Origin of the sequence: Streptomyces hundungensis, from assembly GCF_003627815.1 — a bacterium.
GTDB lineage: Bacteria > Actinomycetota > Actinomycetes > Streptomycetales > Streptomycetaceae > Streptomyces > Streptomyces hundungensis_A.
In genome coordinates, this window is the sequence record NZ_CP032698.1 from 1,683,648 (window position 1) to 1,703,008 (window position 19,361).

A 19,361-nucleotide genomic window follows, 5' to 3' on the forward strand; every position below is an offset into this window, starting at 1 on the left:
CGAGAAAGGGAGACCAGCCCCCGTGGGAGGGCGGCCCAGAAAAGCAAAAAACCCCTGATTAACAGGGGTCTCAGCTGGTGTCCGAGGGGGGACTTGAACCCCCACGCCCGATAAAGGGCACTAGCACCTCAAGCTAGCGCGTCTGCCATTCCGCCACCCGGACAAGGTGTTGTCTTCGCGGTGTGTTCCCCGCGGCGACATAGAGAACTCTACCAGGGGTTCACGGTGCTGTTCACCCGCATAGTGCGTGGTCAGGCGAGCGTCAGGCCTTGTTCGCGGCGACCCAGTCGTCGTGCGCCTGCCATGCGTACAGAGTGTTTCCCTCCAGGTACGCGTAGTACAGATCGCAGCGGGCCGAGATGTGCCGCTCGGCGTTCCTTGGGAACCAGGTGGCCTTGATGGCCGGTGGGCGCGGGGTCGCGCCGGGCCGGTGGGGCTTGCAGTCGGTGGGCAGGGTCGGGGTGGGCAGGGTGGCCTTCAGGAGGCGGTCGCCGCCGGTGGTCTTCATCGCGTACTCGACGCGCTTCGCACCGTCGGGAAGCCAGCGCGGTACCGAGGCGCGGTCGGCCTTCGCCTCCTTGCCGGAGCTGTAGGAGGCGGCCTCGTCATGACGGTTCTGGTACCAGTCCTTCGCCGCCGGCACCGCCACCACCCCGGCGAAACCGAGGGCCACGGCGACCGAGACGACGGTGATCACGACGGTCCGGGTGCGGGAGCGGGTACGGGGCTGGGCACGGGGCCCGGGGTCCGTACCGGTGTGGGGCTCGGCGGGCCGGTCGCTGTGGGCGGACATGGCTTGGCTCCTGGGAAGGGATGGGGGTGGGTGGGGTCGGCCCGCGCGGGGCCCGGCGGGGAGCGGGACGGCGCGTGCTTCCCTTCCATTGTTCGGGCGCGCAGGGACCGCCGCGTACTCCGTGAGGACCAATGTGTGTACGACTGTGGGACCACCCGGCGGCGTGGCGGGGTCAGCACTGCGACGCACGCCTAGCCTCGCCGGGTGACCAAGGGCAAGGGATATCGGCGGCCGCGTGCGCTCTCGCCGCTGCGGGAGCATCTGCGCGACACCTTCTGGTTCGCGCCGACCGCGGCCATGGTGCTGGTCTTCGCGCTGTGGGCCGGCGCGGCCGAGCTGGACGCGGCGCTCATCGGGGCGCTCCAGGACCACCAGCAGTACGACGAGGTCACGGAGCTGATCCGCCTCGCCGACGACGCCAAGCCCGTGATCAGTACGGTCAGCTCGGCGATGATGACCTTCATCGGTGTCGTGTTCAGCATTTCGCTGGTCGCGGTCCAGATGGCGAGCGGCCAGTTCACCCCGCGGGTGGTGCGGATCTTCATGCGGTCCCGCATCACCAAGCTGACCTTCGCCGTCTTCCTCGCCACGTTCACGCTGACACTGCTCGTGCTCACCTCGTTCGAGAGCGACGCGCAAGCGCACCTGGTGACCACCGTTCCGTTCCTTCAGAGCGTGCTCACCCTGCTCATGGTCGCGCTGAGCCTGTTCCTCTTCATCGCGTACGTGAACTCCACGCTGCGGCTCATGCGGGTCGGGTACGTCATCGACCGGATCACCGGCGAGTCCTTGCGGGTCATCGACAAGATGCCGCGCGGGGACGTCGACGCACGGGAGCTGGGGCCGGCGATCGGGCGGGTCGGGTACGTGGGGCGGGCCGGGGTGCTGCGGGACGTGAACATCGCCCGGCTGGTGCGCGCCGCTCAGCGCCAGGGCGTGGTGTTGCGCCTGATCCCCCGCCTCGGGGACTTCGTGGTGCCGGGCACTCCGCTGCTCGCGGTGCACGGCGGCGAGGAGGGCAGGGCGCCGTCCCGGGGTGCGCTGCGCTACACCGTCTCGGTGGGAGTGGAGCGCACCTTCCACCAGGATCTCGGGTTCGGGTTGCGGCAGCTCTGCGACATCGCGCTGCGAGCGCTCTCCGCCGCGATCAACGACCCGACCACCGCCGTCCAGTGCCTCGACCGGATCGTCCAGTTGCTCTCGGCGCTGGCGGACCGGCCGCTCGGCGCGGTGGGGCACCCGGACGGCGACGGCGTGGTCCGGCTCGTGCAGGACGTTCCGGACTGGTCCGACGTCGTCGACCTCGCCTTCGCCGAGGTCCGGATGTGCGCGGTCGGGAGCCCTCAGGTCACCCGCCGCATCATGGCGGGCCTCGACGATCTGCTCCGGATCGCACCCGCCTCGCGCCACCAACCACTGGTGCGGCAACGGGAGTTGCTCGCGCGGGCGGTATCGCTCGCCGTACCGGACGAGACAGAGCGGGCCTTCGCGCTGGAACCGGACCGGCAGGGCATCGGGTGAGATCGCGGCGCGAGGGTGCGGGTGCGGGTCTGAGCAACGGGGGTGTGCGCGCCCGGGGGACCGCGCTCGGCCGCACACCCCCGCCCCCCGACTACGGAATCAGCTGGTACGCAGGGAAGTTGCCCGGCGCGCGCTCCCCCGCCGGGCCCTCGGTCACGGCGCGTACGAGGAGTTCGCCGCCCACGAACGCCCCGTGCCACGAGGCGCCGAAGCCGCCGAACAGTTCCTCCCGGTCGCCGCGCGAGCGGGGTTTGCCCCGGCCCACCTTGAACGCCCGGATGTGCGGGGCGAGTCGGTCGTACGTCGCCGGATCGTCGGTCGACAAGGTGGCGACCAGCGCCCCGTTGGAGGCGTTCATCGCGGCGAGGAGTTCTGCCTCGGTGTCGACCAGGACGATGGTGTCGACCGGGCCGAACGGCTCCGCGTGGAAGAGGGGCGAGGGCGGGGGCGGGTTCAGGAGGGTGACCGGTGGCAGATAGGCGCTGGTGTCCTGGCCGGCCAGGAAGTGTCCGTCGGCCAGGGTCGCGCGGTGCAGCGGAACGGCTCCGCGGTCGATGGCCTCGGCCACCTGGTCGTCGAGCTCCTTGGCCTTGGCCGCGTTGATGAGCGGCCCGAAGTCCAGTGCCGGCAGGGGGTGTTGGGGGTGTTCCACGGCCAGCGGGTGTCCGATGGTCACGGAGCGTACGGCGGGCAGGTAGGCGGCGAGGAACTGGTCGAAGAGGGTGCGCTGGACCACGAACCGGGGATAGGCCGTGCAGCGCTGTTTGCCGTAGTCGAAGAGTTTGGGCACGACGGCGGCCAGGGTGTCCCAGTCACTGAAGTTCCAGATGCCCCAGGTGTTCAGGCCCTCTTGTTCCAGGATGTGCCGCTTGCCGAGGTCGGCTACGGCCGTCGCGATCCGGGCTCCGGTGTCACGGCCGCCGACGAAGGAGACACAGCCGATCTCCGGGGAGCGCACGAGCGCTTCGGAGAGTTCGCCGCCGCTGCCGCTGACCAGGGTGATCGGGATCCCCTCGCGTACGGCGAGGGCGGCGGCCAGGGTGAGGCAGGCGACGCCGCCGTCCGTCGGGGTCTTCGCGATGACCGCGTTGCCTGCCAACGCCTGGACGAGCATCGCGTGCACCAGGACGGACATGGGGTAGTTCCAGCTGGCGATGTTGGACACCGGGCCCGGCAGTGGGCTGCGGCCTTCCAGCATCGTGTCGATGTGGTCGACGTACCAGCGCACGCCGTCGATGGCTCGGTCCACGTCGGCCTGGGCGAGGCGCCAGGGCTTGCCTATCTCCCACACGAGCAGCAGGGCGATCAGCTCGCGGTGTTCGGCCAGGGCGTCGAGGGTGGCGGCCACGCGGGCCCGGCGCTCGGGCAGCGGGAGGTGCCGCCAGGCGCGGTGCTGGTCGAGTGAGGCGCGTACGGCCCCGGTGGCGGTGGGGGCGTCGAGGCGGGGCGGGCCCGCGATGGGGGTGCCGTCGACGGGGCTGGTGGCGGGCAGTGCGCTGCCGTCGGCGTGCCATTGGCCGGCCCAGAGGTTCAGGACGCGATCGTCCCGGAAGGCCTCGGGGGCAGCGCCCCGGGCACGCCGCCAGGCGTCGACCCAGGCGGTACCGGGCTTGAGGGCGAGGGGGGCGGGGGTGGGTGCCATGAGGGTCTCCGCTCTCGGTGCGCTGATGGTCGGGCGGGGGGATGCTGATGGCCGGGCGGGGGGGGGCGGCGCGTGTGCCGGGACGGACGGCGACTTGGGGTGATGGCGCGTACGGCTGGAGGGGTGGGTGGGAGGGCGCGTGTACGGCTGGGGGGGGGCGTGATGGCGCGTGTAGGGCTGGCGAGTTGGGCGTGATGGCGCGTGTACGGCTGGCGAGTTGGGCGTGACGGCGCGTGCGGCCGAACCGCGGGTTGCGATGGCTGTGTTACCGGACGGTAGTGAAGCGGGGCACGCCCCGGCTAGAGGGCCTCCGCGCCCAGGCCCGCCGTCCAGGCCCGACGGGCCCCGGCAAGAGGAAGGCCCCCAGCCCATCAGCCGGGAGGTGGTGTAGACCCCCGACCCCGCGCAGCCGCCCCGGAACCGAGACGGTCCGGGGCGGCTGCGCGCTGCTCGGCCGCGGGGGCGGCCGCGCGTCGGCACGGCATGCCGGCGCATGAGGAGAGGGCCGGCGGGTGATCCGGCGTGCGGTCGGGGCCGAACCCCGGCTCAGGTCCGCTCGGACCGCTCGTGGTAGGTCGTGCGGGTGTGCTCGGTGTGGGCGCGCATGACCTCGGTCGCCCGGCGCTCGTCGCGCGCCGAGATCGCGGCGATGAGATCGCGGTGCTCGATCCAGGACTGCTTGCCGCGCCGGCGGGCCACCGGCGTGTAGTACCAGCGCACACGCCGGTCGACCTGGGCGGCGAGTTCGGCCAGCACCACATTGCCGGCCAGTTCCATGACCTTGGCGTGGAAGGCGGCGTTGGTCGCCACCGCCAGGTCCACGTCGTCGTCCGCGACGGCCCGCTCGCCCTCGGCACACAGGCTCTCAAGCGCGGCGATCCCGGCCGAGCCCGAGTTGGCCGCGGCGAGCCGGGCCGCCTCGGCCTCCAGGAGCGTACGGACCGACAGGAGTTGGTCGGCCTCCTCCTCGGTGGGCTCGTGGACGAAGGCTCCCTGCGCGGGCCGGAGGTCGACCCACCCCTCGGTGTTGAGCCGCTGGAGCGCCTCGCGCACCGGCTGCCGGGACACCCCGAGGTGCCCCGCGAGTTCGCTCTCCACCAGGTGTTGGCCCGGGCGCAGGGCCCTGGTGGTGATCAGTTCCAGGAGGGCCTCGTACACGCGCTCACGCAACGGGCCGGGCCGCTCCAGCTTGGGCACGGTTCCCTGCGGCAGTCCTGCGGACAACATCGGTTCCCCCTCCAGCACCACGGGCGACGAGCCGGTCCATGGAAATTGGCTATCGTCTACAGTCTACCGAGCGCAATCCCTCCGGCTCCGTGTCGTCCGGTTTCCGTAGCACGGCGGTGGGATTTGGCCTGGATCCGGCGCGTCCCCCGACCGCGGTCCGGGGCTCGGCGCGACCGGTCAGCCCCGCGGGTGCGCCGCGCGCCAGGCAGCCATCGGCCACCGGTCAGCCCTGCGGGTGCGCCGCGCGCCAGGCGGCCATCGACCGGTCCCACTCATCGCCCGACAGCGCCGTCAGAGACGCCGGGAAGAGGCCGTCCTCCTCGCGGGCGATGTGTTCGTGGAGCTCTCCCACCATCGCGTCGAACTCGGCGCGGCCCTCGGACGTGGCCAGGTCGAGGGCGCGCAGCCGGACGCAGGCGCGAGCCGCCCGGTGGTTGACGCGACGAGCAGGCCGCCCGGCCCGGCCCGGTCGGCCCGCCCGTCCCGGGGCGTTGTCAGTGGCGCGTGCGACAGTGGGCGACATGCTTGCGATCGCGGTGGATACGGAGAGCGGCCGGCGGCACACCCGGGTCACCGCCGGGCAATTGGCCGCCCTGGTCCGGCGGATCGGATCCGAGGACGACCGGTTCCTGGTGGTCCAGCGCATCCCCGATCTGCCGGAGGTGTTCATCCAGGTGTGGCACGAGGCCGGGGAGGGTTACACGCTGGAGTACCGCGACGGCGGGCCCGACCGGCACTTCCGTGCGACGACCGACGAGCCCGAACCGGTGATCGCGGCGATGACCGGGTGGGCGCGCGGGAGCGAGGGCTGGGAGGCGGGCCTCGACTGGCGGCGGCTGGAGTTCGAACCCGCCCCGCCCATACCGGAGTTGGAGCTGGCGCCCGAGGATCTGAAGCTCCTGGAGAGGCGGGTCCGCGAGGTGGTTGTCGGCGGATACGCGACCCGCCGGGAGCTGGCGGAGCTGGCCGAGGACTTCCTCGTCTCGGGTGATGTCCACCCCGTATCGCCCGCGCAGGCCCAGCAGTTGGCGGACCGCGTCTGGCTGGAGCGGGTGGCGGAACAGGCCGCCTGGGAGGGCGAGACGGACCCCGAGCGGATCACTCGGGCCTTCGCCGCCCTGGAGGCGGCCGGTCTCACCGCCCGGGAGAACTTCACCTGCTGCCGCTCCTGCGGCCAGGCGGAGATCGGCGGGGCCGGCTCGCCGGACGCCCGCGGCTTCGTCTACTTCCACTCCCAGGCGACCGACGCGGCCGCCTCGGGCCACGGGCTCACGCTGATGTACGGGGGGTTCGACGGGTCGCCGGACACCACGGCGTCCGTGGGCCGGGAAGTGGTGGCCGCGCTGGAGCGTTGCGGTCTGTCGGTCACGTGGGACGGCGACCCGGGCTCGGCCCTCGACATCACCCCGCTCGACTGGCGCCGACGCCTGGTCGGCTGAGCGGCGGGGGCGGAGGCACGCGGGGTGCGAGGCGGGCGCGGGGTGCGAGGCGGGCGGGGGATCCGTCTCCGGGCGGGGCCGGGGGTGGCCCGTCGTCACGGGCAGCGGACGACCTGTCCCGCGTAGGACAGATTGCCGCCGAAGCCGAAGAGCAGCACCGGGTCGCCGGTGGTGATCTCGCCGCGCTCCACCAGTTTGGACAGGGCCAGCGGGATGCTGGCGGCCGAGGTGTTGCCGGATTCGACGACATCGCGGGCGATGACGGCGTTGACGGCGCCGATCTTGCGCGCGACGGGTTCGATGATCCGCAGATTGGCCTGGTGCAGCACGACCGCGGCGAGGTCCTCGGGGGTGAGCCCGGCGCGTTCGCACACCTGGCGGGCGATGGGCGGCAGCTGGGTGGTGGCCCAGCGGTAGACGGACTGGCCTTCCTGCGCGAACACCGGCGGGGTGCCCTCGATGCGTACCGCGTGCCCCATCTCGGGCACCGAACCCCACAACACCGGTCCGATCAGCGCCTCTTCACTGGCTTCGACGACGGCCGCGCCGGCGCCGTCACCGACCAGGACGCAGGTGCTGCGGTCGGTCCAGTCGGTCACCGCCGTCATCTTGTCCGCGCCGATGACCAGCGCCCGCCGGGCGGTGCCGGTGCGCACCAGGCTGTCGGCGGTGGCGAGCGCGTGGGTGAACCCGGCGCAGACCACGTTGAGGTCGAGGACCGCGGGCGACGCCATGCCGAGCCGGGCGGCGACGCGGGCCGCCGTGTTGGGTGAGCGGTCGATAGCCGTGGAGGTGGCGACCAGGACCAGATCGATGTCGGCGGGGGTGAGCCCGGCGCCGGCCAGCGCCTTCGCGCCCGCGTGTGCGGCGAGTTCGTCCACGGGCTCGTCGGGCCCGGCGACATGGCGGGTGCGGATGCCGACCCGGCTGCTGATCCATTCGTCGCTGGTGTCCACCAGCTCGGCGAGGTCGGCATTGGTGAGCATCTTGGCGGGCTGATAGTGCCCGACTGCGACAAGACGCGAGCCTCGCATGCCGGTCATGGCGGATCCCCTCGGTACGAGCATTGGCTGCTGACATCCGGAGCCATCCAGTCTTCGTGGCTACCGATGGGTACAAGGGCGCGACATCCCACAGGATTCACTGCCGCACCTTTGGAGCCTTGTGTCAGCGTTTCGCCCCCGCGAAGGGTCCGGGCGGCTTGAGGGCCCCGAAAGGCATACTGTAGACAATATTCTGTCGACGCATCGCAGGCAGGGCATTCCCCTCGCCGCTTCACCGACCCGGTTCCTCCATCGATCGGAGAGCCCCGTGAAAGTCGCAGTTGTCGGCGCCGGTGCCATCGGCGCACATGTCGGGGCCGCGCTCCACCGCGGGGGCGCCGAGGTCCACCTCATCGCCCGCGGTCCGCACCTGGCGGCGATGCGCCGCGACGGGGTGCGCGTCATCAGTCCGCGCGGCGACTTCACCGCCCGGCCCGCCGCCACCGACGACGCCCACGAGGTAGGCCCGGTCGACTACGTCCTGCTGGGTCTCAAAGCCAACTCCTACGCCGCCGCCGGGCCCTTGACCCGCCCGCTGCTGCACCAGGACACCGCCGTCATCGCCGCCCAGAACGGCATCCCCTGGTGGTACTTCCACGGGCTGCCCGGACCGCACACCGGACGCCGCATCGACAGCGTCGACCCCGGCGGCGCGGTGAGCGCGACCCTGCCGCACGCCCGCGCGATCGGCTGTGTGGTGTACGCGGCGACCGAGATCGAATCGCCGGGCGTCGTACGGCACTTGGAGGGCACCCGCTTCTCCATCGGCGAGCCCGACCTCACCATCTCGCGGCGCTGTCTCCACTTCAGCGAGGCCATGCGGGCGGGCGGCCTGAAGTGCCCCGTGGAGCCGGAACACGTTCGCCATCGCGGTGGCCGGGCGGGGATTCGACGCACGGATCTCCACCGAGCACGACGCCCCGCTGACCGACTCGGCGTGCGTGTACTGCGGGAACTGCATCGAGGTCTGCCCCACGGGAGCGCTCTCTTTCACGTCCGAGTTCACCATGCGGGCGGCGGGCACCTGGGACGAGTCGGCGCAGAAGCGGACGACCACGGTGTGCGCCTATTGCGGCGTCGGCTGCAACGTCACCCTCCATGTGCAGGACAATGAGATCGTCAAGGTCACCTCGCCGCACGACAACCCGGTGACCCACGGCAACCTGTGCATCAAGGGACGCTTCGGCTTCCAGCACGTACAGACACGGGACTGAGCGGGCGGGCGGGTTCGACGCGCCGGCCGCGTTCAGCGAGTGCGACGGGTGCGGCGAGTACGAAAGGTTCGACACGTTCAGCGAGTTTGACGGGTGCGGCGAGTACGACAGGTTCGACGAATTCGATGAATTCAACGCACGTTACGAGAGCGACCGAGGGACTGAGGACATGGGACGGGTCACCGAACGGCGCCGGGTCATCCGCATCCGGGACGGGGCGGTCTCGGTCCGCCCGGACACCCTGGTGGCCGAGGAGCCGCTGGAGATCCGGCTCAACGGAAAGCCGCTGGCGATCACGATGCGGACGCCGGGCGACGACTTCGCGCTCGCGGCCGGGTTCCTGGTCAGCGAGGGGGTCATCGGTGCCGCGGCCGAGGTGCGGTCCATCGTGTACTGCGCGGGGGCGACGGCGGACGGCCAGAACACCTACAACGTGGTCGATGTACAACTCGCGCCGGATGTCGAGGTGCCCGACATCACCCTCGAACGCAACGTCTACACGACCTCGTCGTGCGGGCTGTGCGGCAAGGCGAGCCTGGACGCCGTGCGGACGCAGGCCCGTTTCCCGATCGCCGACACTCCCCCGGTCCGCGTCGAGCCCGAACTGCTCGCGAGCCTCCCCGACCGGCTGCGTGCGGCGCAGCGGGTCTTCGACCGGACCGGGGGGCTGCACGCGGCGGCCCTGTTCACGCCGGAGGGCGAACTGCTCGACATAAGGGAGGACGTGGGCCGCCACAACGCGGTCGACAAGCTGGTCGGGCGTGCGCTCCAGGACGACCGGCTTCCGCTGTCGCGCTGCATCCTGCTGGTGTCGGGCCGGGCCTCCTTCGAGCTCGCCCAGAAGGCGGTCATGGCAGGCATCCCGGTCCTCGCGGCGGTCTCCGCCCCGTCCTCGCTCGCCGTCGACCTGGCCGCCGAGTCGGGCCTGACCCTGGTCGGGTTCCTGCGCGGGACCTCCATGAACGTGTACGCGGGGGACGAGCGCATCGCCCTGCACTCGGACGCCTGACCCCGCTCCGACCAAGCGGCCCGGCCGGCGAGAGGCGCCCCCTGCGCCGGCCGGGCCTCCCCACCCAACCACCCCCGCGCCTCCCGCGAAGCACTCACCTCTCGGCCGTGCGCCGTTTTCCCTTTCCTTAGGCCACAGTGACGCCCGCAGACCGAAGGGCCTTTAGGGGCGCGGGGAACTGCGCGACCAGCCACGCACGGCCCGCAGCCGAAAACGGGTTTCCAGGGGCGCGAGGAACTGCGCGAGAAGCGACCACGGCCCGCAGACCGAAGGGCTTTTAGGGGCGCGGGGAACTGCGCAACCAGCCACACACGGCCCGCAGCCGAAAACGGGGTTAGGGGCGCGGGGAACTGCGCAAGAAGCGCCGCGCCACGGAACCCCCGCGTTCACACCGGACCGTACCGAAAGCCGCACACGACCGAACGGACCTCGGCACAATCGACCCATGGCCATGCGGTCCCGACGAAGCGACTACGCGGTACCCGCGGTGCTCGCCCTGCCCGGCGCGCTGATCACCGGCGCAACGGCATACCTGGTCTTCGACCCCGTCTCGAACCTGGGGCCGCCGCCCCTCGCCCTCGGTGCCGTAACCGGCGTCGCGCTACTGATCACCGGCACATGGCTGGGCTTCGCGGCCCTCCGCGACGACGTGTCCTCCCAGGTCAGCGACCACCGCATCGAGTTGGTTCAGCTACTTCGCAGGCGGTCTTCGGGCGACGGCGAACCCTGGTCGCGCACCGCCGGCCCGGACGAGCGATGGGTGGACGACCGCGAGCGGGCGCTGCTGCGGTGGCCCGGACCCCGGCCCGATCTGCGGCCACTCGCTGTGGGCCTGCTCATCTGGCTGGTGCTGCTCCTGAGCATCGCCGTGAGTGCCACGAGGCGCGTCTTCGCCGACCTCCAGACACACGCCGGGCTGGGTCCGGGCGAGGCGCCCGCCGTCATCACCGGCGTGACGGCCGTCCTCACCGCGTCGGGCGTCCTGACGGGAGCCGTGTGCCTGGGCCTGTCGCGCATCATGCGGGCCCGCGGGGCCGAGGCCCGCGACGTAGGGGAGGCCTACGCGGCGAAACAGCGCGCCGACGACGAAGGCCGCGCTGCGGTGATCCGCGCGCAGGCCGAGATGACCCGGGCGCAGGCCGAACTGCTGCGCGCACAGAGGGAGTTGGCGCCCGACCCCACCCCGCCCGCCGAGGGCTCCCCCAACCCTTCCGAGGGCCCCGCCGGCGAAGGCCCGGCACCCGCGCTCCCGTCCCAGCCGGGTGGCCCGCCCGGGTGACCAACGGGGCGGGCAAGGCAGGCGGGGTAGGCCCCACCTTCCCCGCGTGGGGCGGGCCTGAGGGACGCGAGCGAAGCCCCACGGAGGCCGGAGCCGGGCGGGGGCCGGAGCCCGGCCGGGCGCGGGGACCGGCCGGTACCGGGTCGCACGAGCCGGGCCAAACTTGGCCAAGCCACGCCCGACTCCCGCGTACTACCGTGCGCGCCTACGCGCCTCTGACGGCGCCGGGATCATCTGGAGGGCGAGCGTCGCCGGTGGTTCGGCGACGCCGGGGCCACCCCGTTCGGCCCAGGTCAGGATGTCGTCCGTGGCGTCGTCGTCGAGGACCCAGCCGATCCAGGCCGCGCGGGCGCCGCGCGCCCGGGCCTGGCCGGAGGGCTGGACCACGATCACATTGGCCTGGCCGCAGGGCCCGAGGCAGTCGGTGGTGCGCAGGGCGACGCGACCGCCGGACTCGGCCGCCGCAGTACGCAGCCGCTCCAACTGCCGGGCATGGTCCGTGCCGGGGGTCTTGCGGGCGTCCCCGCAGCAGCAGCCGCGGCAGACGACGAGGGTGCAGGGGCGTGAACCGGCCGCCGCTATCGAGAACTTGGGCACGCGATCAGCCGAACCCGACGGCGGAGGCGGTGACGACCCTGCCCAGGCGGGGGAAGTTCAGGGCGACCGCGGCCCGGTGCTCGTCCTCGGTCAGCGCCGCCATCGCGTCCTCCACGAACAGCAGCTCATACCCGTGGTCGGCACCGGCACGGGCCGTCGACTCGACGCCGAGGTTGGTGGCGATCCCACCGAACACGAGGGTGGTGATGCCGCGTTCGGTGAGCAGCTCGTGCAAGTCGGTCCGATGGAAGCCGCCGATGGTGCGCTTGACGACGATCGGATCGCCGTCGGCCGCGAGACCGGCGACGAGGTCGCTGCCGGGCGGCTGGGCGGCCAGACCCGGGCGTTCAACCCGTACCAGCACGACGGTGGCGCCCGCCGAACGGAAGGATTGCGCCAACTCCCTTGCCGTGGCGAGCACTTCCTCGCCGGAGCGCGGAGCGAGGGGCAACGCCGTGATGCGGTCCATCAGGTCGACGAGGACGAGCGCGGTGTGCGCGGGGTCGAGAAGGGCGGGCTCGCCTTCGAGTGCGGTCATGGCGGCACGGTACCGGCCCGGATGATCTAGACCGGAAGCAGGGGACTCGTTCCGGCCACGAGCCGGTCCGGGGGCGACCCCATCGGCTTGCGCGAACCCGGGCCCGGGCAGGGCCAGGCCGGGCCAGGCCGGGCCAGGCCAGGACGCTCCAGCTACGCCTCGTGCAGACGGGTCAGCAGGGCGATGAGGCGGCGGGCTTCGGCGGGGGTGAGGGGCGCGAGGAGCTCGGCGTTGGCCGCTTCGGCGACCGTCGCGCAGCGTTCGAGGAGGTCTCGGCCCGCCGGCGTGACGGTGACCGCGTTCTTGCGGCGGTCGCGCGGATCGGGTTCGCGCAGGGTCAGGCCGTCGGCCTGAAGGTCGTTGAGGACACCGACGAGGTCCTTGGGGTCGATGGCGAGTTTGCGGCCGAGGTCGGCCTGCGCGACCGGGCCGAACTCGGACACCGCCGCGAGCACCGCGTGGTGCAGCATCTTGACGCCCTGCCCGGCGAGCGCCTCGGCGACCAGACTCCGGCCCCGCGCGGCGACCCGGCCGACCAGCCAGCTCGGCAGCGCCTGGATGCGCTGGAGCGCGGGGAGCGCGTCGGGTGCGGGGCGCGGCGCGGACACGGAGGGCGCGCCAGCCGTGGCGGCCTTCCCGAGGGCGGCCAGGTCGGTGGGCTCTGCGGGGGCAGGTGTGGGGCGATCCGCATCCCTAGTGAGAGCGCTCTCCGCCTTGCGAGGCTGGCGAGTCATGCCAGTAACTCTACCCTCACATCATTGGGCTTCCCAACGGCACCGCCCCCGCATATCGTTGGGGCTCCCCATGAAATGTCGGGATGGAAGCGCGAGCCCTTGGAGGGTCCATGCGTCGTGTTCGGTATGAGGTCAACGGTGGTCCCGAGGTGCTGTTCGTCGAGGATGTCACCGCGCCCCAGCCGGGGCCGGGCGAGTTGTTGATCGACGTTGCGGCGGTCGGCGTGACCTTGCCGATGGTGCGCAAGGTCCGGGAGGGCAGCGAGCCGGTGGCCCTGGGCGGCGAGGTGGCCGGCACGGTGACCGCGCTCGGGGAGGGCGTCACGGAATTCGCGGTCGGCGAGCGGGTGACCGGTCTTTGCTTCGGGCACGGGTACGCCGAACAGGCCGTCCTCCGCCCGGCGATGACCTCCCGCATCCCCGCTCACGCCGGCTTCGTCGACGCCATCGCGCTGGTGCGCAGCGGCATGGTGGCGCGCGGCGCGTATGCGGCGGGGCGGCCCGAGCCCGGCGAATCGGTCTTGGTGACGGCGGCCGCGAGCGCGATCGGCACGCTGGTCCTTCAGTTCGCCAAGGCAGGTGGCGCCCGACGCGTCGTGGCAGCGGTGAGCTCGGCGGAGAAGGCGGACTTCGTCCGGGAGGCAGGTGCGGACGAGGTCGTCGTCTACGGGGACGAGTCCTGGGGCGAACCCGTGGACGTGATCGTCGACGGAGTCGGCGGCGAGCTGCTCGGTCCCGCCGTGAGAGCGCTCTCAGCGGGCGGACGCCTCGTCGCGTTCAGCTCGGGCGGCGGCACCATCGAGGCGTACGACCTGCTCGTGGGCGGCAAGTCCGCCATCGGCTTCCAGATGGCGGTCCTGGCCCGCAATAAGCCGGCGCTGTACGCGCGTTGGCTCGACGAACTGTGGGAGCTGCATGCGGCGGGCAAGCTCCGGACCACCGTCGCGGCGACCCTGCCCCTCGAAGCCGCGGCCGAGGCTCACGCGTTGATCGAGGCCCGCCGCAACCTCGGCAAGGTGGTGCTCGTCACCGGGCAAGCCTGATCCGAAGGAGGTCGGGAGGGACCTGGGGACGACGCGGCGGGGCTGGGACGGGGTGCCCTGCCACCGGGTGGTGGAAAGCCACGGCGGCCTGGGCGGATTCGGCGCACCCCGCCGGAGCAGGCCCGCGGCAGCCGGCCGGCCCCGGCGATCAAACCCGTTGCCCCACGCCATCGCTCCGTACGATCCTCGCCGCATGGATCTCCCGCCGCAGGCCATGGACGTCGACGACACCCTCACGCTGCGCGCGTTCGAGGGCGAGGCGGATCTTCCGGAGTTGTTCCGGGTCATCGAGGAGTCGCTGGAGCACCTGCGTCCCTGGCTGCCGTGGGTCGGCGAGCACAGCCTGGCCAGGACCACCCGCTTCCTGGCCCGCCGGGCGGAGCTCTGGGCGAGCGGCGACGAGTACACGTACGCGATCGTGCTCGACGGCGACATCGTCGGCGCGTGCGGACTGTTCCGGCGGGACGAGACCCGGCACGAGGCACGCGAGATCGGTTACTGGCTGCACCCGTCCGCCACCGGCCGGGGGGTGGCCAGCCGGGCCGCGGGGGCCCTCGCCGAGCAGGCGTTCCTGCTGCCCGGGGTCGAGCTGGTGGAGATCGTGCACGACGCGGCCAACCTGGCGAGCGGCGCCGTCCCGGCCCGCCTCGGCTTCACCGCGTACGAACGTCGCGCCTTCGAGCCCGTCGCTCCGCTGGAGACCGGCGAGGACCAGGTGTGGCGGCTGACCCGCGACCGGGCCGGCACCCCTCCGGTCGCCCGAGCGGCATCCCCGGCTCCGCGGGCCGCGACCGGGCCGGCATCCGTCCCGCCGCCCGAGCGGCCGGCCCCGGCCCCGCGGTCGGGAGCTAGCGGCCGGCCCTGACGCCCGCGTCCTCGACGGGAACCGGCACCGCGCCCGCCCCGCACTCCTCGCCCAGCGGGTCGCGGGCGCGGCGCTTGGCGATGACGGCGCACACCATCAGCTGCATCTGGTGGAACAACATCAGCGGCAGCACCGCGAGCGAGGCCTGCGCGCCGAACAGGACGCTGGCCATGGGGAGCCCGGCGGCCAGGCTCTTCTTCGACCCCGCGAACTGGATCGCGATCCGGTCGGCCCGCCCGAAGCCGAGCCGCTTGGCCCCGTACCAGCTCAGCGCGAGCATCGCGGCCAGCAGGACGGCCTCGACGGCGAGCAGCGCTCCGAGCCGGACCACGCTCACCTGGTGCCAGATGCCGCGCACCATGCCTTCGCTGAACGCGCTGTAGACCACCAGCAGGATCGAGCCGCGGTCCACGTACCCGAGCACCTTCTTGTGACGCACCAGGAACCCGCCGACCCAGCGGCGCAGGAACTGACCGGCCAGGAACGGCACGAGGAGTTGCAGCACGATCTTCAGGAGCGAGTCCGCGGAGAAGCCGCCCCCACTGTTGCCGAGGAGGCCCGCCGCGAGCAGCGGCGTGAACAGGATTCCGGCGATGCTGGAGAAGGAGCCGGCGCAGATCGCGGCGGGCACGTTGCCGCGGGCGATCGAGGTGAACGCGATCGACGACTGGATGGTCGACGGCACCAGGCACAGGAACAGCAGACCGTGGTAGAGGTCCAATGTCAGCGCGTACGGGACGAAGGCCCGGGCAGCCAGGCCGAGGAGCGGAAACACCACGAACGTGCAGGCCAGGACGGTGACATGGAGGCGCCAGTGCCGCACCCCGTCCATCGCCTCGCGGGTCGAGAGCCGCGCCCCGTAGAGGAAGAAGAGGAGGGCTACGGCCCCGGTCGCGACACCGCTCGCGACGGGTGCGGCGGACCCGGACGCGGGAAGCAGGGCCGCGAGACCCACCGTGCCGAGCAGCGCGAGTATGTACGGGTCGACCGGCAGCCTGAACGGCGGCTTGGGCGTGCGGCTCATGTGCTCCACTTACGTGCTCGGAGGTACTGCTGACGTGCCGGGCTGGGCTGGGCTACAGCTGAGGTGCGCGGGGCCACCGCTGCCGTACCCGGGGGCACTGCTGGCGTTGCTCGGGGCCACTGCTGACGGGCTCCGGCTCTGCTGACCTACCGGGACCCGGACCCGGAACGCTCCCCGCCCCCGCGCCCGGAACGTGCCCTATCGATGATCCTCCCCTCCCCCTCGATCGGGAATCCCGTACACCACTCTCACTGTCATCACGATGCACGATGAGCAGAGGGGGGCGGCGCTAGCGTGGCGGGCATGTACGACGCGAACCAGCTGCGGACGTTCCTCGCCGTGGCCCAGACCCTGAACTTCACGCAGGCCGCACGACGTCTCGGGCTGCGGCAGTCGACGGTGAGCCAGCACGTGCGGCGTCTTGAGGACGCGGCGGGGCGCACCCTGTTCAGCCGGGACACGCACCGGGTGCGTCTGACGGAGGACGGCGAGGCGATGCTCGGCTTCGCCCGGACGATCCTGGCCGCACACGAACGGGCCGCCCACTACTTCGCCGGGACGCGACTGCGCGGACGGTTGCGGTTCGGCGCCTCGGAGGACTTCGTCCTGACCCGGCTCCCGGAGATCCTCCAGTCCTTCCGCCGCGACCACCCGGAGGTCGACCTGGAGCTGACGGTCGAGCTGTCCGGGACCCTGCACCGAAGGCTGGAGGCGGGCCGGCTCGACCTGGTGCTCGCCAAGCGGCGTCCCGGCGACAGCCACGGCGAGCTGGTGTGGACCGACGAGCTGTGCTGGATCGGGGCGCCGGGGCTGCGGCTCGACGCCGAGCGGCCGGTGCCCCTGATCCTGTTCCCGCCGCCCGGCATCACCCGGGCCCGGGCGCTCGAGGTCCTGGAGGAGCATGGGCGTTCCTGGCGCATCGCCTGTACGAGCGGCAGCCTCAGCGGTCTGATCGCGGCGGCGCGGGCCGGGCTCGGCGTGATGGCCCACACCCGCGGCCTGATCCCGCCCGGCCTGGAGCCCCTGGCCGGCCGGGCCGGGCTGCCCGACCTCGGCGGTGTCGACTTCGTCCTGCTGCACAACCGGCGGGCCTCGGCCGCGCAGGAGGCGGCGGGCGCTCTGGCGTCGGCGATCCTGGCGAGCGGTGACCGTTTGCATCCGGGACGTCGGGCCGACTGACCGGCGGCGGCTCCGGAACAGGTCGCCCGGCGCGCCCGGGCGCGGCCCCGCCCAAACCCGACACAGCCGTGAGCCGAGGGTGACTGGAGCGTACAGATTCCGTGGAGATTGCCTTCCGCAGAACTTACCTTAGAGTCAGCAAGCTGCCCGAGCGATCCCCATGTGGCCATGTTTTCGGCCCTGACCTGTGAAGACGTCGCCGGTCTCGACTTACCGAAGACCCATGCCAGGAGAACTGTGTGTGGGGTACGGTCACCGCGCTGTGCGGAGCGCCACCGGGGGTGGCCCCGGAGGGAGGCAGGTCATTGCGCGAGTTCACGGTCCCACCCATGGCGACGGCGCCTCAGGTCGGCGGGCTGGCGGACGCCGTCTTCGACCATGCCCTGGACGACCCGCGACGCATCGCCCTGTGCCGCAAGGACGCGTCGGGCCGCTGGCACGACGTGACCGCGGCCGACTTCAGGGACCAGGTGCTCGCGCTGGCCAAGGGGCTGATCGCGGACGGGGTGCGGTTCGGCGACCGGGTAGCCATCATGGCGCGCACCCGCTACGAGTGGACGCTGTTCGACTTCGCCCTGTGGACGATCGGCGCGCAGCCGGTACCGATCTATCCGACCTCCTCCGCCGAGCAGGTCTTCTGGATGCTGCACGACTCCGAAGTCACCGCGTGCGTGGTGGAGCACGAGGACCACTCGATGACGATCGGCTCGGTCGTCGACCGGCTCCCCCACCTCAAACGGCTGTGGCAACTGGACACCGGGGCGCTGAGAGCGCTCCTCGCCCTGGGCGAGACCATCGATGACGAGGTGGTCCACCGCCATCGCCGGGCCGTGACACCGGAGTCGGTGGCGACCGTCATCTACACCTCGGGCACCACCGGCCGCCCCAAAGGGTGCGTGATCACCCACGCCAACTTCATGTTCGAGACGGACATGCTGATCTCCCGCTGGGAGCCGGTGTTCCACTCCCGGCCGGACGACGAGGCGTCCACCCTGCTGTTCCTGCCGCTGGCCCATGTGTTCGGGCGGATGGTGGAGATCGCGGCGATCCGCGGCCGGGTGAAACTGGGCCACCAGCCGGCGCTCTCGGCCTCCGCGCTGCTGCCCGACCTCCAGTCGTTCCGGCCGACCTTCATTCTGGCGGTGCCGTACATCTTCGAGAAGGTGTTCAACGCGGCCCGGCGCAGAGCCGAGTCCGAGGGGAAGACCGGGCCCTTCGACAAGGCCGTGGACATCGCTGTCAAATACGCCGAGGCCGTGGAGCAGAAGGCCTTCGGCCAGGGCCCCGGCCCCTCGGCGGCGCTGCGGATGCAGCACCAGTTCTTCGAGAAGACGGTGTACGGGAAGGTCCGCGAGGCGATGGGCGGCCGGGTGCGGCACGCCATGTCGGGGGGTTCCGGCATGGGCCGCCGGCTCGGCCTGTTCTTCGAGGGCGCCGGCGTCACGGTCTTCGAGGGGTACGGCCTGACCGAGTCGACGGCCGCCGCGACCGCCAACCCGCCCGAGCGCACCCGGTACGGCACCGTCGGACAACCCATCCCCGGGACCACGGTGCACATCGCCGACGACGGCGAGGTGTGGGTCCGCGGCGGACAGATCTTCTCGGGTTACCTCAACGAGCCCAAGGCCACCGAGGCCGTCCTCCGGGAGGGCTGGCTGGCGACCGGGGACATCGGGGCCCTCGACGAGGACGGCTATCTCACCATCACCGGACGCAAGAAGGAGATCCTGGTGACGTCGGGCGGCAAGAGCGTGTCGCCCGTGGCCCTGGAGGAGCGGGTGCGGGCCCATCCGCTGGTCGCCCAGTGCATCGTCGTCGGCAACGACCGCCCGTACATCGCCGCCCTGGTCACCCTCGACCAGGAGGGCGTGGACCACTGGCTCGCCATGCGCGGCAAGCCTCCGCTCACCCCGTCCGAGCTGGTACGCGATCCCGATCTGGAGACCGAGGTGCGGCGCGCGGTGGTGGCCGCCAACACCCTGGTCTCGCAGGCGGAGTCGATCCGTACGTTCCGCATACTGGCCCACCAGTTCACCGAGGAGCACGGTCTGCTCACCCCGTCCCTGAAACTCAAGCGCCGGGCGATCGAGGAGGCGTACGAGGTCGAGGTGGACGCGCTCTACCGTTGAGACGCGGGCGCTTCACACACGAGTCATGGGTGACGGAGTGTCATCACCCCATCACCCATGAGCACTTGCCTTCGACGGGCCACTC

The 19,361-nt window shown here is 72.1% G+C and carries 17 protein-coding genes, 1 tRNA gene and 2 pseudogenes; 10 read left to right on the forward strand and 10 right to left on the reverse strand.

The features are described from left to right. Positions 1 to 75: 75 nt before the first annotated feature. Both DWB77_RS07540 and DWB77_RS07545 read right to left on the reverse strand, forming a co-directional pair. Positions 76 to 163: transfer RNA gene (locus DWB77_RS07540), tRNA-Leu, on the reverse strand. Between the two features lie 99 nt (positions 164 to 262). Beyond that, positions 263 to 793, reverse strand: coding sequence for a hypothetical protein (locus tag DWB77_RS07545; protein WP_246033449.1), 531 nt, complete (start codon positions 791 to 793; stop codon positions 263 to 265). A 204-nt stretch (positions 794 to 997) separates the two neighbouring features. On the opposite strand from DWB77_RS07545, the gene DWB77_RS07550 reads away from it, so the two are divergent. Then, on the forward strand, positions 998 to 2,314 hold the full coding sequence (locus DWB77_RS07550) for a DUF2254 domain-containing protein (protein ID WP_120720511.1): 1,317 nt from the start codon (positions 998 to 1,000) through the stop codon (positions 2,312 to 2,314). Positions 2,315 to 2,405: 91 nt separating this feature from the next. Here the strand turns inward: DWB77_RS07550 and DWB77_RS07555 are convergent, their stop codons facing one another. The 3 genes from DWB77_RS07555 to DWB77_RS38775 form a co-directional block, all read right to left on the reverse strand. Further along, positions 2,406 to 3,956 carry an aldehyde dehydrogenase family protein gene (locus tag DWB77_RS07555; RefSeq protein ID WP_120720512.1) on the reverse strand — a complete coding sequence of 517 codons (1,551 nt, stop codon included), beginning with the start codon at positions 3,954 to 3,956 and terminating at the stop codon, positions 2,406 to 2,408. 546 nt (positions 3,957 to 4,502) lie between these two features. Beyond that, complete coding sequence (locus tag DWB77_RS07560) at positions 4,503 to 5,183, reverse strand: GntR family transcriptional regulator (RefSeq protein WP_120720513.1); 681 nt, start codon at positions 5,181 to 5,183, stop codon at positions 4,503 to 4,505. A gap of 223 nt (positions 5,184 to 5,406) precedes the next feature. Continuing rightward, entirely contained in the window at positions 5,407 to 5,706 is a 300-nt protein-coding gene (locus DWB77_RS38775; protein WP_246033450.1) for a hypothetical protein, read from the reverse strand. Here DWB77_RS38775 and DWB77_RS07570 point away from each other — a divergent pair. Next, the gene (locus DWB77_RS07570) at positions 5,705 to 6,622 is read left to right on the forward strand and encodes a DUF6891 domain-containing protein (RefSeq protein WP_120727488.1); all 918 of its coding nucleotides are present in this window, start codon (positions 5,705 to 5,707) and stop codon (positions 6,620 to 6,622) included. The genes DWB77_RS38775 and DWB77_RS07570 overlap by 2 nt on opposite strands. Positions 6,623 to 6,717: 95 nt before the next feature. On the opposite strand, the gene DWB77_RS07575 is transcribed toward DWB77_RS07570, so the two are convergent. Further along, complete coding sequence (locus tag DWB77_RS07575) at positions 6,718 to 7,656, reverse strand: beta-ketoacyl-ACP synthase III (protein ID WP_120727490.1); 939 nt, start codon at positions 7,654 to 7,656, stop codon at positions 6,718 to 6,720. A 226-nt stretch (positions 7,657 to 7,882) separates the two neighbouring features. On the opposite strand from DWB77_RS07575, the pseudogene DWB77_RS07580 reads away from it, so the two are divergent. From DWB77_RS07580 to DWB77_RS07595, 4 genes and pseudogenes are all read left to right on the forward strand, one after another. Continuing rightward, positions 7,883 to 8,521 (forward strand): annotated as a pseudogene (locus tag DWB77_RS07580) (ketopantoate reductase family protein); the annotation flags it as partial. Continuing rightward, positions 8,517 to 8,879 (forward strand): annotated as a pseudogene (locus tag DWB77_RS07585) (4Fe-4S binding protein); the annotation flags it as partial. The pseudogenes DWB77_RS07580 and DWB77_RS07585, both read left to right, overlap by 5 nt. Positions 8,880 to 9,048: 169 nt before the next feature. Beyond that, positions 9,049 to 9,888: a formate dehydrogenase accessory sulfurtransferase FdhD gene (gene fdhD / locus DWB77_RS07590; protein WP_120720514.1), complete on the forward strand. Its 840-nt coding sequence runs from the start codon at positions 9,049 to 9,051 to the stop codon at positions 9,886 to 9,888. Positions 9,889 to 10,333: 445 nt separating this feature from the next. Further along, positions 10,334 to 11,167 carry a hypothetical protein gene (locus tag DWB77_RS07595; protein ID WP_120720515.1) on the forward strand — a complete coding sequence of 278 codons (834 nt, stop codon included), beginning with the start codon at positions 10,334 to 10,336 and terminating at the stop codon, positions 11,165 to 11,167. A 192-nt stretch (positions 11,168 to 11,359) separates the two neighbouring features. On the opposite strand, the gene DWB77_RS07600 is transcribed toward DWB77_RS07595, so the two are convergent. The 3 genes from DWB77_RS07600 to DWB77_RS07610 form a co-directional block, all read right to left on the reverse strand. Beyond that, positions 11,360 to 11,764 (reverse strand): (2Fe-2S) ferredoxin domain-containing protein, encoded by a 405-nt coding sequence (locus tag DWB77_RS07600; protein WP_120720516.1) that lies wholly within the window; start codon positions 11,762 to 11,764, stop codon positions 11,360 to 11,362. A gap of 4 nt (positions 11,765 to 11,768) precedes the next feature. Further along, positions 11,769 to 12,302, reverse strand: a complete 534-nt coding sequence (locus DWB77_RS07605; RefSeq protein ID WP_120720517.1) for an isochorismatase family protein — start codon at positions 12,300 to 12,302, stop codon at positions 11,769 to 11,771. Positions 12,303 to 12,454: 152 nt separating this feature from the next. Further along, complete coding sequence (locus tag DWB77_RS07610) at positions 12,455 to 12,910, reverse strand: MarR family winged helix-turn-helix transcriptional regulator (protein WP_246033825.1); 456 nt, start codon at positions 12,908 to 12,910, stop codon at positions 12,455 to 12,457. Between the two features lie 236 nt (positions 12,911 to 13,146). Here DWB77_RS07610 and DWB77_RS07615 point away from each other — a divergent pair, with 236 nt between their 5' ends. Together DWB77_RS07615 and DWB77_RS07620 are read left to right on the forward strand one after the other, a co-directional pair. Beyond that, on the forward strand, positions 13,147 to 14,079 hold the full coding sequence (locus DWB77_RS07615; RefSeq protein WP_120720519.1) for a quinone oxidoreductase family protein: 933 nt from the start codon (positions 13,147 to 13,149) through the stop codon (positions 14,077 to 14,079). Between the two features lie 193 nt (positions 14,080 to 14,272). Continuing rightward, positions 14,273 to 14,944, forward strand: coding sequence for a GNAT family N-acetyltransferase (locus tag DWB77_RS07620; protein WP_120720520.1), 672 nt, complete (start codon positions 14,273 to 14,275; stop codon positions 14,942 to 14,944). On the opposite strand, the gene DWB77_RS07625 is transcribed toward DWB77_RS07620, so the two are convergent. Continuing rightward, positions 14,928 to 15,968 (reverse strand): bile acid:sodium symporter family protein, encoded by a 1,041-nt coding sequence (locus DWB77_RS07625; protein WP_120720521.1) that lies wholly within the window; start codon positions 15,966 to 15,968, stop codon positions 14,928 to 14,930. The genes DWB77_RS07620 and DWB77_RS07625 overlap by 17 nt on opposite strands. Before the next feature lie 303 nt (positions 15,969 to 16,271). Between DWB77_RS07625 and DWB77_RS07630 the strand changes: the two genes are divergently transcribed. Next, on the forward strand, positions 16,272 to 17,147 hold the full coding sequence (locus DWB77_RS07630) for a LysR substrate-binding domain-containing protein (RefSeq protein ID WP_120720522.1): 876 nt from the start codon (positions 16,272 to 16,274) through the stop codon (positions 17,145 to 17,147). Between the two features lie 329 nt (positions 17,148 to 17,476). Continuing rightward, a complete protein-coding gene (locus tag DWB77_RS07635) occupies positions 17,477 to 19,276 on the forward strand; it encodes an AMP-dependent synthetase/ligase (protein WP_174248517.1) in 1,800 nt (599 codons plus the stop codon). Positions 19,277 to 19,361 lie beyond the last annotated feature (85 nt).

Coding starts and splice junctions, on each gene's coding strand:
- DWB77_RS07545 (WP_246033449.1), bottom strand. CDS start 793: ATGTCCGCCCACAGCGACCGGCCCGCCGAGCCCCACACCGGTACGGAC.
- DWB77_RS07595 (WP_120720515.1), top strand. CDS start 10,334: ATGGCCATGCGGTCCCGACGAAGCGACTACGCGGTACCCGCGGTGCTC.
- DWB77_RS07555 (WP_120720512.1), bottom strand. CDS start 3,956: ATGGCACCCACCCCCGCCCCCCTCGCCCTCAAGCCCGGTACCGCCTGG.
- DWB77_RS07615 (WP_120720519.1), top strand. CDS start 13,147: ATGCGTCGTGTTCGGTATGAGGTCAACGGTGGTCCCGAGGTGCTGTTC.
- DWB77_RS07630 (WP_120720522.1), top strand. CDS start 16,272: ATGTACGACGCGAACCAGCTGCGGACGTTCCTCGCCGTGGCCCAGACC.
- DWB77_RS07570 (WP_120727488.1), top strand. CDS start 5,705: ATGCTTGCGATCGCGGTGGATACGGAGAGCGGCCGGCGGCACACCCGG.
- DWB77_RS07575 (WP_120727490.1), bottom strand. CDS start 7,656: ATGCGAGGCTCGCGTCTTGTCGCAGTCGGGCACTATCAGCCCGCCAAG.
- fdhD (WP_120720514.1), top strand. CDS start 9,049: ATGGGACGGGTCACCGAACGGCGCCGGGTCATCCGCATCCGGGACGGG.
- DWB77_RS07625 (WP_120720521.1), bottom strand. CDS start 15,968: ATGAGCCGCACGCCCAAGCCGCCGTTCAGGCTGCCGGTCGACCCGTAC.
- DWB77_RS07620 (WP_120720520.1), top strand. CDS start 14,273: ATGGATCTCCCGCCGCAGGCCATGGACGTCGACGACACCCTCACGCTG.
- DWB77_RS07635 (WP_174248517.1), top strand. CDS start 17,477: ATGGCGACGGCGCCTCAGGTCGGCGGGCTGGCGGACGCCGTCTTCGAC.
- DWB77_RS38775 (WP_246033450.1), bottom strand. CDS start 5,706: ATGTCGCCCACTGTCGCACGCGCCACTGACAACGCCCCGGGACGGGCG.
- DWB77_RS07560 (WP_120720513.1), bottom strand. CDS start 5,183: ATGTTGTCCGCAGGACTGCCGCAGGGAACCGTGCCCAAGCTGGAGCGG.
- DWB77_RS07605 (WP_120720517.1), bottom strand. CDS start 12,302: ATGACCGCACTCGAAGGCGAGCCCGCCCTTCTCGACCCCGCGCACACC.